The organism is Clostridium sp. KNHs214 (assembly GCF_000744935.1).
In the GTDB taxonomy this organism is placed as follows: Bacteria; Bacillota; Clostridia; order Clostridiales; family Clostridiaceae; genus Haloimpatiens.
On the sequence record NZ_JQMW01000011.1, the window covers coordinates 1,190,830 to 1,206,647 of the forward strand.

Below are 15,818 nucleotides of genomic sequence, written 5' to 3' on the forward strand. Positions count from 1 at the left end.
TCATCTCTGGATACTGTGGATAAAATATTAAATTTATTATTTATTTATCCACAATTATTTTTGCTTATATTTTCCCCGTTTTTAAGGGCTTGAACTACTTATCCACATACTAACAGCCCCTACTACTATTACTACTATATTATATATATATTATCTTCTCTTTCTATATAAAATTTAATTGTTTATAAATAAGGAGGTTTTACTTTGATATTTACATGTGAAAAAGGTAAATTACAAGAAGCTATTAATATAGCTCAAAAAGCTATTACAGGAAAATCAACTATGTCTATTTTACAAGGAATATTATTAATAGCTGAAAATAATACTGTTACTTTAGTAGGATCAGATATAGATTTAAGTATAGAAACTAAAGTAGAAGCTAACGTACTTGAAAATGGAAGAATAGTTTTAGATTCAAGACTTTTCGGGGAAATAATTAAAAAATTACCTAATAGTACTGTAGATATACGTACTACGGAGAAAAACAGTATAGATATAAAATGTGAAAAATCCAACTCCACGCTTTTCCACATGAGTGCAGAAGAATACCCTGAAATACCAACAATAGATGAAAATAAAATATGTTTCTTATCTCAGAAATTACTTAAAAACATGATAAAAGGAACAATATTTGCTGTAGCACAAGATGAAACAAGACCTATATTAACTGGTGTTTTATTTGAAATAACAAAAAATAAACTTAATTTAGTTGCCCTAGATGGATATAGGCTCGCTTTACGCAGTGAAACTATTGATGAAGAAAATGATATAAATTGTGTAATTCCTGGAAAAACATTAAATGAAGTCTCTAAAATACTAGAAGATGACGAAAAAAAGGTTGCTGTATCCTTTACAGACAATCATATATTATTTAATCTAGGGAAAACTAAGATTATATCAAGGCTTTTAGAAGGAGATTTTATAAAATACGACTCTATAATACCAGAAGAATATAATCTTAGAGTTACTGTTAAAAAAGATGAAATATTAGGATGTATTGAAAGAGCATCTCTAATGGGAAAAGACGGAAATACTAATTTAGTAAAGTTTGATATAGAAGATGATAATATGATAATTACATCTAATTCTCAATTGGGAAAAGTAAGGGAAGAATTAAATATAATTTTGCAAGGAGAATCTTTGAAAACTGCATTTAATTCAAGATACTTAATAGATGTATTTAAAATAATAGAAGAAGAAGAAATATATATGGAATTTTCTAGTAGTGTTAGTCCTTGCATAATTAGAAATAAGGAAAATAATAATTGCACATATTTATTACTTCCAGTTAGAGTAGCTGTTAGATAAATTACAAAAGGAGTTTGTGTATTATGGAAAAAGTAACTATAAATACAGAACAAATAAAGTTAGATGCTTTTTTGAAATGGAGTGGTGCAGCTTCATTAGGATCAGAGGCTAAAATATATATACAAGAAGGCGACGTTAAAGTTAACGGTGAAACAGAAATAAGAAGAGGAAGAAAATTAGTTAAAGGTGATATAATAGAACTTCATGGAATAAAGTACGAAATAGTTTAAAAAATACTATTATATTAATTAAATCATATTGTGATATAATAAAAAGGTGTATGAATTATGTATGTTAAGGGATTACAGCTTATAAATTTTAGAAATTACCATAATTTATTAATAGATTTTAAAAAAGGGGTAAATGTTCTTGTAGGAGATAATGCACAAGGAAAAACTAATATACTTGAAAGTATATATTATTGCAGTTTAGCTAAATCTCATAGAACAAACAGAGATAAGGAACTTATAAATTGGGATTCCAGTAATGCGTATATCTCTCTTGCTGTAGGAAGAGAAAGGTTAGATAAAAAGATAGACATAAAAATATTTAAAGAGGGAAAGAAAGGCATTAATGTAAATTCTATAAAAGTTAATAAAGTAGCTGATCTTATAGGAATTTTTAATGTGGTTATGTTTTCCCCAGAGGATTTAGATACTGTTAAAGGTTCTCCATCTGCAAGAAGAAGGCTTCTAGATATAGAACTTTGTAAACTAAGCAAAAAATATTATTATAATTTATCTGCATATAAAAAGACCTTAGGAGAGAGAAACTCCCTTTTAAAATGTATTAAAAGCGATGAGGCTATTTTAGATGTGTATGATGCTCAAATGAGTTCATTTGGCGCGTATTTAATCAAAGAAAGATTAAAATACATACAAATGCTTAATAAATATGGAGAAAGTATACATTCCAATATAACCAGTGGAAAAGAAAAAATAAGTTTTAGCTATGTGTCTCAAATTAAAAATATCAATGATACAAAAGACGTAGAACAGGCTCTTTTTTATTTATTAAAAAATCATAGAAAAGGTGATAAGGAAAAAAGAAATACATCAGCAGGACCACACAGAGACGATTTTGATATAAAAATAAACGATATAGATGCTAGAGAATATGGTTCTCAAGGTCAACAAAGAACTTCTGTATTAACAATAAAGTTTGCTTCTTTGGATATAATTAAAAGTATTACAGGAGAATATCCTGTTCTTTTATTGGATGATGTTTTATCAGAATTAGATATTAGGAGACAAAGATATATATTAAGTTCTATAAAAGACATTCAAACAATTATAACCTGTACGGGCATGCATAATATTCAAGAATATCTAGGAGAAGACTCTTTAGCTTATGAAGTTACAAATGGAAATATAGAAAGAATTAAGTAGTTCTAAGGAGGATATTTTATGTTTTTACATTTAGGTGAAAATGTAGTAGTGCCAGTAGAAGATGTCATAGGCATTTTTGATATGGAAACCACTATGTATAGTTCAGATACCAGTCAATTTTTAAGATTGGCCGAAGAGGATGGGTTTGTAGAAAGAGTTACTAAGGAAAAGCCTAAATCTTTTGTTATTGCAGAAGTTGATAAGAAGAGCAAAATATATTTGTCTCCAATATCGTCATCTACTCTTCAAAAAAGAGCTAAAACCATATACTTTCAACTATAGCGTAGGTTAGGAGGTAAAGTTTTAATGGAAAATAACGGAGTTTATGATGAAAGTCAAATACAGGTGCTAGAAGGTCTGGAAGCTGTAAGAAAAAGACCAGGAATGTATATAGGCAGCACTAGTTTAAGAGGACTTCATCACTTGGTTTATGAAATAGTAGATAATAGCATAGATGAAGCATTAGCAGGATATTGTGATGAAATACAAGTAAATATACATAAAGATAACTCAGTTACTATAGAGGATAATGGTAGAGGTATGCCTGTAGGTATGCACCATAAGATGAAAATGCCTACAGTTGAGGTTATAATGACAGTGCTTCATGCTGGAGGAAAATTTGGAGGGGGAGGATACAAAATATCCGGAGGACTTCATGGTGTTGGAGCTTCTGTAGTTAATGCTTTATCAGAATATTGTAGTGTTACAGTATTTATAGATGGGGATATTTGGAAACAAGAATATTCAAGAGGTAAAGCTACTTCAGGTTTAAATAAAATAGGAACTTCAGATAAACATGGAACAAGAGTAGATTTTCTACCAGATTCTGAAATTTTCGAGGAAATAGATTTTGATTATGAAACATTAGCTCAAAGATTAAGAGAATTAGCTTTTCTAAATAAGGGAATTAAAATAATATTCAAGGATGAAAGAGAGGAAAAGGAAGATATTTTTCACTATGAAGGTGGAATAAAATCCTTCGTAAGTTATTTAAATAGAAATAAAGAAGCTTTGTATCCAGAACCAATATATGTAGAAGGCACTAAAGATGATTACATTGTAGAAATGGCTCTTCAGCATAATGATACATACACAGAAAATATCTTTTCTTTTGCCAATAATATAGACACTGTAGAAGGTGGAACTCACTTAGCTGGTTTTAAGGCTGCTCTTACAAGAATAATAAATGATTATTCTAAGAAATTTGGATTTTTAAAAGAAACTGATAAAAACCTATCAGGAGAAGATATAAGAGAAGGACTTACAGCAGTAATATCTGTAAAACTTACAGATCCACAGTTTGAAGGTCAGACAAAAACAAAACTTGGAAATAGTGAAGCACGTGGAATAGTAGATAGCATACTTACAGAAACAGTAGAAGCTTACCTTGAAGAAAATCCACAAATAGCAAAGGTTATAATGGATAAGGCACTTACTGCATCACGTGCAAGGGAAGCTGCTAAAAAGGCTAGAGAACTTACAAGAAGAAAGTCTGTCCTAGAAAGTACATCATTACCAGGAAAACTTTCAGATTGTTCTTCAAAGGATCCAGAGAAATGTGAAATATACCTAGTAGAAGGGGACTCTGCAGGTGGTAGTGCAAAACAAGGAAGGAACAGAGAATTTCAAGCTATTTTACCTTTAAGGGGTAAAATAATGAATGTAGAAAAACAAAGACTTGATAAAATATTAGGTTACCAGGAAATAAGGTCTATGATAACAGCTTTTGGTGCGGGTATAGGAAAAGAATTTGATATAACTAAAATAAGATATAATAGAATTATAATAATGACAGATGCGGACGTTGATGGTGCGCACATAAGAACTTTACTTTTAACGTTTTTTTACAGATACATGAAAGAATTAGTGGAGCAAGGACATGTGTACATTGCACAACCTCCACTTTACAAAATATCTAAAGGCAAGAAAGAATACTATTCTTATAGTGACAAAGAATTAGATATGATATTACAGCAAGTTGGAGGAAAGGATACAAACACAGAAATTCAAAGATACAAAGGTCTAGGAGAAATGGACGCGGAACAACTTTGGGAAACTACCATGGATCCAGATAAAAGAACCTTACTAAAGGTAACGGTAGAAGACGCTATGGCTGCAGATGAAATATTCACTATACTTATGGGTGATAAAGTAGAACCTCGCAGACAGTTTATTGAGGAAAATGCGAAAAAAGTTGTTAACCTAGATATATAAAGATAAAAGAGGTGTAACTACATGTTTGAAGGTAAAATACTACCAGTAGATATAAAGAATGAAATGAAAAAATCTTATATAGATTACGCTATGAGTGTAATAGTAGGTCGTGCACTGCCTGATGTAAGAGACGGTTTAAAACCAGTTCATAGAAGAATAATTTATTCTATGCATGAATTAGGTTTAACACCAGAAAAAGGATATAGAAAATGTGCAAGAATAGTCGGAGACGTTTTAGGTAAATACCATCCACACGGTGACACGGCAGTTTATGATGCACTTGTTAGGATGGCTCAGGATTTTAATATGAGATATACTCTTGTTGATGGACATGGAAACTTTGGTTCTATAGATGGTGATAGTGCTGCAGCAATGAGGTATACTGAGGCAAAGATGAGCAAAATAAATTTACAGATGATTAGAGATATAAATAAAAATACTGTAGATTTTATACCTAACTTTGATGGAGAAGAAAAGGAACCTTGTGTTTTACCATCTAGATTTCCTAATTTATTAGTAAATGGTTCAGCTGGCATAGCAGTAGGTATGGCTACTAATATACCACCTCATAACTTAAGAGAAGTGGTTGACGCTATAATCATGCTTATAGATAACCCTGAAGTTACAATACAAGAACTTATGACAAAGATAAAGGGACCAGACTTTCCAACGGCTGGAATAATAAAAGGGACTGCTGGAATTAGGCAGGCTTATGAAACTGGTAGAGGAAAGGTAGTCATGAGAGCAAAAACTGATATTGAAGAGGAAAAAGGAAGAACTAGAATAATAGTTACTGAAATTCCTTATCAGGTAAATAAGTCAAGACTTATAGAGAATATTGCCAATTTAGTTAAAAATAAAAAGGTTGATGGTATATCTGATTTAAGAGACGAGTCTGATAGAGAGGGTATGAGGATCGTCATTGAATTAAAAAGAGATGCAAATCCCAATGTGGTTTTAAATAGATTATTTAAACATACTAGGCTTCAAGATACTTTTGGAGTGATAATGTTAGCACTAGTAAATAACCAGCCTAAAATTTTAAACTTAAAACAAATATTAGTGGAGTATGTAAAATTTCAAGAAGAAGTAATAATGAGAAGGACTCAATTTGAGCTAGATAAAGCTTTAGCTAGAGCTCATATTTTAGAAGGATTAAAAATAGCATTAGACCATATCGATGAGGTAATAAGCTTAATAAGAGCTTCTAAAACCGCTCAAGAAGCAAAAGAAGGTCTTATGAGTAAATTTAATCTTTCTGAAAAGCAATCTCAAGCAATACTAGACATGAAACTTCAAAGATTAACAGGGTTAGAAAGAGAAAAGATAGAAGAGGAATATAATACATTACAGGAAAATATAAAGAGATTAAAAGAAATATTAGAAAATAAAGATATACTTTTAAACTTAATAAAAGATGAACTTGTAGAAATAAAAGATAAGTATGGTGATGAAAGAAGATCTGCTATAGAGAAAAGTATTCACGATATAGACATTGAAGACTTAATAGAAGAGCAAAATGTGGTTATAACATTAACTCATGAAGGATATATTAAGAGATTGCCAGAAGACACCTATAGCGCTCAAAAAAGAGGGGGCAGAGGAATACAGGCTATGGCCACAAAGGAAGATGACTTTGTTGAGCATTTATTTATTACATCAACCCATAATGAATTGATGTTCTTTACTAATAAAGGTAGAACATACAAGTTAAAGGCATATGAAATACCAGAAGCAGGAAGAACAGCTAAGGGAACTAACATAATAAATATAATTCCTTTAAATCAAGATGAGAGAATTCAAGCGGTAATAGCTTTAAAGGAATTTGATAAAGATAAATATCTAATGATGGCTACTAAAAAGGGTATAGTAAAGAAAACAGCCTTAAGCCAATATGGTAACATAAGAAAATCAGGATTAAATGCTGTAACATTAAAAGATGGAGATGAGCTTATTGATGCTAAGTTAACTGATGGAAGTAATGAGCTTATAATGGTTACAAAAAATGGATACAGCATAAGATTTAAAGAAACTGATGTTAGACCTATGGGAAGAAATGCAGCTGGTGTTAAAGCTATAACTTTAAGAAAGAATGATATAGCAGTATCTATGAACGTAGTAAATGAAGATGAAAAGTTATTAGTTGTAAGTCAAAATGGATTTGGTAAGAGAACTCCTATTTCAGAATACAGCACTATAAAAAGAGGCGGAAAAGGTATTATAACTTACAAGGTTACAGATAAGACTGGAAATATAGTTGGAGCTAAGATGGTAAAAGAAACCGATGAAATAATGCTTATAAACAGTAAAGATATAGTTATAAGAATAAATGTCTCTGACATATCTGTAACAAGTAGAAATACTATGGGTGTAACTCTTATGAAAACTGGAGAAGAAATAGAAGTAGTTGCCATGGCTAAGATAAACTGTGAAGATGAAAAAATGTGCGAAGAAAATATTCAAGAAAACAATCAAGAACAAAATAGTAATGAAGTAGGTCAAGAGCAAAATAATAATGCACTAGAACAAAAACAGACTGAAGAATAATAAATAAAAAAATGCTACATTTCATGTGGCATTTTTTTATTTGACTAAAAACTAATAATAAACTTAACCTTGTGTATCTACATGAGAAAAACCAAGTAAAAAGGAATAAAAAAGAGAAAATTATATTTAAACTATATAATTTGATTAATTTATAAAAATATAGTTCCGTTTATATGATATTATATATTTCGTCGCAAGGCGACAGAGAAAAGCTGGTCTTTGAAAATTAAACAGAGATAAAGATGTAAATCATAAAGTCAGTGAATTTGAGTTTGAGATTAAATTCTTAAAATTGAGAGTTTGATCCTGGCTCAGGACGAACGCTGGCGGCGTGCCTAACACATGCAAGTCGAGCGATGAAATCCCTTCGGGGATGGATTAGCGGCGGACGGGTGAGTAACACGTGGGCAACCTGCCTCAAAGAGGGGAATAGCCTCCCGAAAGGGAGATTAATACCGCATAAAATTATGGAATCGCATGGTTCTGTAATCAAAGGAGCAATCCGCTTTGAGATGGGCCCGCGGCGCATTAGCTAGTTGGTAAGGTAAAGGCTTACCAAGGCGACGATGCGTAGCCGACCTGAGAGGGTGATCGGCCACATTGGAACTGAGACACGGTCCAGACTCCTACGGGAGGCAGCAGTGGGGAATATTGCGCAATGGGGGAAACCCTGACGCAGCAACGCCGCGTGAGTGATGAAGGCCTTAGGGTTGTAAAGCTCTGTTATCTGGGACGATAATGACGGTACCAGAGGAGGAAGCCACGGCTAACTACGTGCCAGCAGCCGCGGTAATACGTAGGTGGCGAGCGTTGTCCGGATTTACTGGGCGTAAAGAGTGCGTAGGCGGATGTTTAAGTGAGATGTGAAATACCCGAGCTCAACTTGGGTGCTGCATTTCAAACTGGGCATCTAGAGTGCAGGAGAGGAAAGCGGAATTCCTAGTGTAGCGGTGAAATGCGTAGAGATTAGGAAGAACACCAGTGGCGAAGGCGGCTTTCTGGACTGTAACTGACGCTGAGGCACGAAAGCGTGGGGAGCAAACAGGATTAGATACCCTGGTAGTCCACGCCGTAAACGATGGGTACTAGGTGTCGGGGGTCCAACCTCGGTGCCGCAGTAAACACATTAAGTACCCCGCCTGGGGAGTACGGTCGCAAGATTAAAACTCAAAGGAATTGACGGGGGCCCGCACAAGCAGCGGAGCATGTGGTTTAATTCGAAGCAACGCGAAGAACCTTACCTAGACTTGACATCCCAAGAATACTGTGGAAACACGGTAGTGCCCTTCGGGGAACTTGGAGACAGGTGGTGCATGGTTGTCGTCAGCTCGTGTCGTGAGATGTTGGGTTAAGTCCCGCAACGAGCGCAACCCCTATTGTTAGTTGCTACCATTAAGTTGAGCACTCTAGCAAGACTGCCTGGGTTAACCAGGAGGAAGGTGGGGATGACGTCAAATCATCATGCCCCTTATGTCTAGGGCTACACACGTGCTACAATGGTCGGTACAAAGAGACGCAAGACCGTGAGGTGGAGCAAATCTCAAAAACCGATCTCAGTTCGGATTGTAGGCTGCAACTCGCCTACATGAAGCTGGAGTTGCTAGTAATCGCGAATCAGAATGTCGCGGTGAATACGTTCCCGGGCCTTGTACACACCGCCCGTCACACCATGAGAGCTGGTAACACCCGAAGTCCGTGAGGTAACCGTAAGGAGCCAGCGGCCGAAGGTGGGATTAGTGATTGGGGTGAAGTCGTAACAAGGTAGCCGTAGGAGAACCTGCGGCTGGATCACCTCCTTTCTAAGGAGAACATGAAAAGGAAGTCACCTTTTCGTAAATTATGACAAGTTCACTGATATCTCTGTTTAATTTTGAGAGACCAGATCTCTCAAATGAAGTTAAACACTTAAGCGATTATACCAAATTAAAAATTGGAATACCTGCTTATGTTTAACTAAGCGACTGTACCAAATCGTAGATTTGGAACATCTGCTTATGTTCTTTGAAAATTGCACAGTGAAGAAAAGTAGAAATTATTACAATTGTGATGATTTCACTGGAGAATCAATTAAAATAAACAATCAGTACTAGTCGCTAGACAACTAGCACACTAGAAAACTGATAAAAAGTAGTTTCTAGAAGGTTACTAAAACTAGCAAGCTAAACACTAGCACGCTAGCACACTGGCCAACTAGCAAACTAACGAAAGGTCAAGCTACAAAGGGCGCATGGCGGATGCCTTGGCACTAGGAGCCGACGAAGGACGTGATAAGCTGCGATAAGCTGTGGGTAGGCGCAAATAGCCTGTGAGCCACAGATTTCCGAATGGGGCAACCTGCTCAGCTACGCTGAGTACTGTATGCTGAATTCATAGGTATACAGAGGCAAACCCGGGGAACTGAAACATCTAAGTACCCGGAGGAAGAGAAAGAAAAATCGATTTTCTAAGTAGCGGCGAGCGAACGGGAAAGAGCCCAAACCTAAGTCTTCGGATTTAGGGGTTGAGGATAGATCATAATGTCTTAGATTTTCTAATCGAAGAGAGCTGGAACGCTCCACCACAGAAGGTAATAGTCCTGTAGGTAAAAGAAATATAAGTAAGATCTACTCCAGAGTACCACGAGACACGTGAAACCTTGTGGGAAGCTGGGAGGACCACCTCCCAAGGCTAAATACTACCTAGTGACCGATAGTGAAGAAGTACCGTGAGGGAAAGGTGAAAAGAACCCCGGGAGGGGAGTGAAATAGAACCTGAAACCGTGTGCCTACAAACTGTCGAAGCACTTTACATGTGTGACGGCGTGCTTTTTGTAGAACGAGCCAGCGAGTTATGGTATGTAGCAAGGTTAAGCACTTTTGGTGCGGAGCCGCAGGGAAACCGAGTCTGAATAGGGCGATTAGTTGCATGCTGTAGACCCGAAACCGAGTGACCTATCCATGGCCAGGTTGAAACGGAAGTAAAATTCCGCGGAGGACCGAACCGCGTTGGTGTTGAAAAACCATGGGATGAGCTGTGGATAGCGGAGAAATTCCAATCGAACTCGGAGATAGCTGGTTCTCCCCGAAATAGCTTTAGGGCTAGCGTCAGGTAATGAGTAATGGAGGTAGAGCACTGAATAGGCTAGGGGGCATATCGCTTACCGAACCTTATCAAACTCCGAATGCCATTTACTTTTATCCTGGCAGTCAGACTACGAATGATAAGATCCGTGGTCAAAAGGGAAACAGCCCAGACCATCAGCTAAGGTCCCAAAGTGTAAGTTAAGTGGTAAAGGATGTGGGATTTCTAAGACAACTAGGATGTTGGCTTAGAAGCAGCCACTCATTTAAAGAGTGCGTAATAGCTCACTAGTCAAGAGATCCTGCGCCGAAGATGTCCGGGGCTCAAACTTACCACCGAAGCTATGGATATACAATGTATATGGTAGGGGAGCTTTCTGTACGGGTTGAAGTCGTACCGTAAGGAGCGGTGGACTGTACAGAAGTGAGAATGCTGGCATAAGTAGCGAGAAATGAGTGAGAATCTCATTGGCCGAAAATCTAAGGTTTCCTGAGGAAGGCTCGTCCGCTCAGGGTTAGTCGGGACCTAAGCCGAGGCCGAAAGGCGTAGGTGATGGACAATCGGTTGATATTCCGATACCACCATGATCCGTTTGAGAAATGGGGTGACGCAGTAGGATAGGATGTGCGCATTGATGGATGTGCGTCTAAGCACTTAGGATGATTGAACAGGCAAATCCGTTCAGTCTTAAGTCTGAGGTGTGATGGGGAGTGAAATTTTAGTAGCGAAGTATCCGATTCCACACTGCCAAGAAAAGCCTCTATCGAGGAAAATGGTGCCCGTACCGCAAACCGACACAGGTAGATGAGGAGAGAATCCTAAGGCCAGCGGAAGAATTGTTGTCAAGGAACTCGGCAAATTAACCCCGTAACTTCGGGAGAAGGGGTGCCTACGAGAGTAGGCCGCAGTGAATAGGCCCAAGCAACTGTTTAGCAAAAACACAGGTCTCTGCTAAAGCGAAAGCTGATGTATAGGGGCTGACGCCTGCCCGGTGCTGGAAGGTTAAGGGGATTGGTTAGCGTAAGCGAAGCCTTGAACTTAAGCCCCAGTAAACGGCGGCCGTAACTATAACGGTCCTAAGGTAGCGAAATTCCTTGTCGGGTAAGTTCCGACCCGCACGAATGGCGTAATGATTTGGGCACTGTCTCGACAACAAATCCGGTGAAATTGAATTGGAGGTGAAGATGCCTTCTACCCGCGATTGGACGGAAAGACCCCGTAGAGCTTTACTGTAGCTTAGCATTGAATTTCGGTATTGTCTGTACAGGATAGGTGGGAGACTTAGAAGCAGGGGCGTCAGCTTCTGTGGAGTCATCCTTGGGATACCACCCTGACAGTATTGAAATTCTAACCGGAGGCCATGAATCTGGTCACGGGACATTGTTAGGTGGGCAGTTTGACTGGGGCGGTCGCCTCCTAAAAAGTAACGGAGGCGCCCAAAGGTTCCCTCAGCGCAGTCGGAAATTGCGCGCAGAGTGTAAAGGCAGAAGGGAGCTTGACTGCGACACATACAGGTGGAGCAGGGACGAAAGTCGGGCTTAGTGATCCGGTGGTTCCTCGTGGGAGGGCCATCGCTCAACGGATAAAAGCTACCTCGGGGATAACAGGCTGATCTCCCCCAAGAGTCCACATCGACGGGGAGGTTTGGCACCTCGATGTCGGCTCGTCGCATCCTGGGGCTGAAGTCGGTCCCAAGGGTTGGGCTGTTCGCCCATTAAAGCGGCACGCGAGCTGGGTTCAGAACGTCGTGAGACAGTTCGGTCCCTTTCCGTCGCGGGCGTAGGAAATTTGAGAGGAGCTGTCCTTAGTACGAGAGGACCGGGATGGACCAACCTCTGGTGCACCAGTTGTCACGCCAGTGGCATAGCTGGGTAGCTATGTTGGGAAGGAATAAACGCTGAAAGCATCTAAGCGTGAAGTCCACCTCAAGATTAGATTTCCCATAGCGTAAGCTAGTAAGACTCCTGGAAGACTACCAGGTTGATAGGTCGGAGGTGTAAGCATGGTAACATGTTCAGCTGACCGATACTAATAAGTCGAGGGCTTGATCAAAATATAACTGACAATTAGTGATTGACAGTTGATAATTAAAAGATTTTCCACACTGTGCAATTTTGAAAGAACAAAATCTTTTAGCTAAATTAATAAGTTTAAAAAAAATTTTAAAAACTTATTGACAAGCAAAAGAAAAAAAGATATAATCCTAAATGTACTCAGTTGATAAATTTCTAAGAGGAAACTCACTCAGCAAGGCTGATGAGTAACCGACAATCACAAAATCAAACATTTTGAATGTCTGATTATCTGGTGATTATGGCTTGAAGGTAACACCCCTTCCCATTCCGAACAGGACGGTTAAGCTTCAAAGCGCCGATGGTACTGCAGGGGAAGCCCTGTGGGAGAGTAGGTCGTCGCCAGGTTAATGGATCTTTAGCTCAGTTGGTTAGAGCAACCGGCTCATAACCGGTTGGTCCGGGGTTCGAGTCCCTGAAGGTCCACCATATGGGGGATTAGCTCAGCTGGGAGAGCACCTGCCTTGCACGCAGGGGGTCAAGGGTTCGAATCCCTTATTCTCCACCAAAAGCAACCTAAAAAGGTTGCTTTTTTTTTGTCTATAAATAAAACCACCTGCTATGCAGGTGTGTTCAGAAAAGCTTAAGCGTTGAAAAAAAATACCTCACTTTGATAAAATAGAAATGGTTTCGTCAGCCAATCTAAAATCAAAGGAGGTATTGCCCAAAATGGACAATAATAGTTTAGCACATACTAAGTGGAGATGTAAATATCATATAGTATTTGCACCTAAATATAGAAGGAAAGAAATATATGGAGAAAAGAAAAAAGAAATAGGAAAAATATTGAGAACGTTATGTGAATGGAAAGGAGTAGAAATAATAGAAGCCAATGCATGTAAGGATCATATACATATGCTTGTATCAATACCCCCAAAAATGAGTGTATCAGGATTTGTAGGGTTTTTAAAAGGAAAAAGTAGTTTAATGATATTTGAGAAATTTGCAAATTTAAAATATAGGTATGGAAACAGACATTTTTGGTGTAGAGGTTATTATGTGGATACAGTAGGAAAAAATAAAAAGGCGATAGAAGAGTATATAAAAAATCAACAAAATGAAGATATGATCGCCGATCAAATAAGTATTAAAGAATATATGGACCCTTTTAAGGGTGGCAAGTAACAGTTAAATTGCGGCTGGCGATACTTTTACACGTGCCTTAAGGCACAATGCTGGTAAAATGCCCTTATAGGGCTTAAGAAAAACCACCAGCTAAGCTGGTGGATATTTATTATAAAAAAATATATAACTTCTAATAGAATTTGAAATAAAACAGTTATTATTGGTATAATTAAAAATAGAGGATAAATTAAGATTTTTATATGAATATTTTCTCATGAATACTCTAATTAAAAGGAGAAAAATATGGTAACTAGAGTAAAACAATTTTTTTTATATTTTAACTATAAAATAGATAAAGATGATAAGAATTTTGTATATAAATATTTGAATAAGGAACAAATAGAGCTATTTCAAAAGCTAAAAGTATATGAACAAAAACATTGTATAAATGTAGCAAGAGATTTAGTTAAACAGTGTGAGAAACTTAATATAAATTATGGTGAACAGTTAATAATTGCAGCTTTACTGCATGATATAGGTAAGATAGAATGTGGTCTTAATTTAATAGACAAATCTGCTTTAGTAATTTTAGATAAAATATCTAAAGGAAGAATAAAAAAATATGAAAAAAATAAGAAGATAGATATGTATTATAATCATCCTGAAAAAGGATATAACATTTTAAAAAAATTAGGTGAAAAGAATAGAATTTTGTTTCTAGTGAAAAATCATCACAATAATGATATATCTAATGATTTAGAATTAAATATATTAAAGGAATGTGATGAGAAAAATTGAATTAATTTTAATTAAGGCACATTCAAATAAGTAACAAGTCAGTATGCTAGTCTATTTTGCGTCATACTGCGTCAGCACCACCCACTGATAGTTATACTAGCCAAGGAAACTGCTTCCTTGGCTGACACAAAATATATTAGCATCTTTGACGTGTTATTTCTTTTCATGTACCTAAAGGTGTGATTATGGAGGAAGCTTATGGAAAAGGTGGCACTTTTAAAATGTGAAGAATACAATGTAGAAATCATAGAAAAAAAACTTAGAGATGGGTTTCAACTATTAGGTGGAGATAGCTTTTTAAGAGAGCTTATTCCCTACAATAGTAAGGTTTTATTAAAGCCTAATCTATTAAGTGTAGAAAGAAAAGAATCGCCTGTAGTAACTAATTATAACGTCTTTGAAGCAGTTATAAGAATAATTAGAGATTATTCTTCCAATATAACTTTTGGTGATTCCCCAGGAATTGGAGATTCTAGAAAAGCGGCAGAAGCTTGTGGACTTATGGAAGTAGCTGAAAGATATGATATCAAATTTGATGGCTTTAGAGAAGAAGTTCATGTTAGATTGGATAATTCTATATTATGCAAGTCATGGAATGTAGCTAAGAAGGCCTATGAATCAGATGTATTAATAACTCTACCTAAATTAAAAACTCATGCTATGGCATACTATACAGGAGCTATAAAAAATCAATTTGGATGCATATCAGGTACTAAGAAGGCGCAGTGGCATACAAGAATGCCTGATGCACAAAATTTTTGTAAAATGCTTTTAGATTTAAATACATTAGTAGGAACAAATTTTGCTATATTGGATGGGATTATAGCTATGGAAGGAAATGGGCCTAAAAATGGAAGCCCTAGAAAAATGAATACATTAATAATGGGAAAAAGTTTAAGTGCTGTAGACTCTGTAGCAGTTAGATTAATAGGATATGATAATCCTTTAGATACTCCAGTTTTAAAAGAGGTTTATGATAGCCGATGGGGAACTGTTTTACCTGAAGATATAGAGGTTTTAGGAGAAACTATTCAGGATATGAAACAAAAGGACTTTAAATTATGTAGAAAAGGTGGAGATTTTTATTTTAAAAATCCTGTGGTAAATAATTTTCTAAAAAGCTTAATAGCACCAAATCCTTACTTAATTTATGATAAATGTGTGTCATGCTTTAGATGTGGAGAAATTTGCCCGGAAAAACCTAATGTTATAAAATTTATAGAAAAAAAAGGAAAAAAGGTTCCTATGTGGAATATGAATAAATGTATAAGGTGTTTTTGTTGCCAAGAGCTATGTCCAGTAGGAGCAATAGTAACAAAAGATAAGCTTTTAGGCAAATTGTTAAAAGGGGAAAGGGGAAAATAAA

The 15,818-nt window shown here is 36.5% G+C and carries 9 protein-coding genes, 2 tRNA genes and 3 rRNA genes; all 14 read left to right on the top strand.

Annotated features, from left to right (window positions below; all coding sequences use genetic code 11):
- Positions 1-204 precede the first annotated feature (204 nt).
- The 14 genes from dnaN to CC89_RS14245 all read left to right on the top strand — a co-directional run bounded on the left by dnaN (position 205) and on the right by CC89_RS14245 (position 15,817).
- Complete coding sequence (gene dnaN / locus CC89_RS14180) at positions 205-1,308, top strand: DNA polymerase III subunit beta (protein WP_035293157.1); 1,104 nt, start codon at positions 205-207, stop codon at positions 1,306-1,308.
- Between the two features lie 23 nt (positions 1,309-1,331).
- Positions 1,332-1,538 (top strand): RNA-binding S4 domain-containing protein, encoded by a 207-nt coding sequence (locus CC89_RS14185; RefSeq protein ID WP_035293159.1) that lies wholly within the window; start codon positions 1,332-1,334, stop codon positions 1,536-1,538.
- 57 nt (positions 1,539-1,595) lie between these two features.
- Positions 1,596-2,696 (top strand): DNA replication/repair protein RecF, encoded by a 1,101-nt coding sequence (gene recF / locus CC89_RS14190; RefSeq protein ID WP_035293160.1) that lies wholly within the window; start codon positions 1,596-1,598, stop codon positions 2,694-2,696.
- An 18-nt stretch (positions 2,697-2,714) separates the two neighbouring features.
- A complete protein-coding gene (gene remB / locus CC89_RS14195) occupies positions 2,715-2,978 on the top strand; it encodes an extracellular matrix regulator RemB (RefSeq protein WP_035293163.1) in 264 nt (87 codons plus the stop codon).
- Between the two features lie 24 nt (positions 2,979-3,002).
- A complete protein-coding gene (gene gyrB / locus CC89_RS14200) occupies positions 3,003-4,910 on the top strand; it encodes a DNA topoisomerase (ATP-hydrolyzing) subunit B (protein ID WP_035293165.1) in 1,908 nt (635 codons plus the stop codon).
- 21 nt (positions 4,911-4,931) lie between these two features.
- Complete coding sequence (gene gyrA, locus CC89_RS14205) at positions 4,932-7,457, top strand: DNA gyrase subunit A (protein ID WP_035293168.1); 2,526 nt, start codon at positions 4,932-4,934, stop codon at positions 7,455-7,457.
- Positions 7,458-7,745: 288 nt separating this feature from the next.
- Positions 7,746-9,256, top strand: a 16S ribosomal RNA gene (locus CC89_RS14210).
- Positions 9,257-9,664: 408 nt separating this feature from the next.
- A 23S ribosomal RNA gene (locus CC89_RS14215) occupies positions 9,665-12,569 on the top strand.
- Positions 12,570-12,820: 251 nt separating this feature from the next.
- A 5S ribosomal RNA gene (gene rrf, locus CC89_RS14220) occupies positions 12,821-12,937 on the top strand.
- The 16S, 23S and 5S rRNA genes sit together here with 2 tRNA genes alongside, the layout of an rRNA operon.
- Positions 12,938-12,941: 4 nt before the next feature.
- Positions 12,942-13,018 (top strand) — tRNA-Ile (locus CC89_RS14225).
- A gap of 3 nt (positions 13,019-13,021) precedes the next feature.
- Positions 13,022-13,097: transfer RNA gene (locus CC89_RS14230), tRNA-Ala, on the top strand.
- Positions 13,098-13,258: 161 nt separating this feature from the next.
- Positions 13,259-13,714, top strand: coding sequence for an IS200/IS605 family transposase (gene tnpA / locus CC89_RS14235; protein WP_035292798.1), 456 nt, complete (start codon positions 13,259-13,261; stop codon positions 13,712-13,714).
- A gap of 243 nt (positions 13,715-13,957) precedes the next feature.
- Complete coding sequence (locus CC89_RS14240) at positions 13,958-14,452, top strand: HD domain-containing protein (protein WP_035293171.1); 495 nt, start codon at positions 13,958-13,960, stop codon at positions 14,450-14,452.
- A 198-nt stretch (positions 14,453-14,650) separates the two neighbouring features.
- The gene (locus tag CC89_RS14245; protein WP_035293173.1) at positions 14,651-15,817 is read left to right on the top strand and encodes a DUF362 domain-containing protein; all 1,167 of its coding nucleotides are present in this window, start codon (positions 14,651-14,653) and stop codon (positions 15,815-15,817) included.
- Position 15,818: the final 1 nt, after the last annotated feature.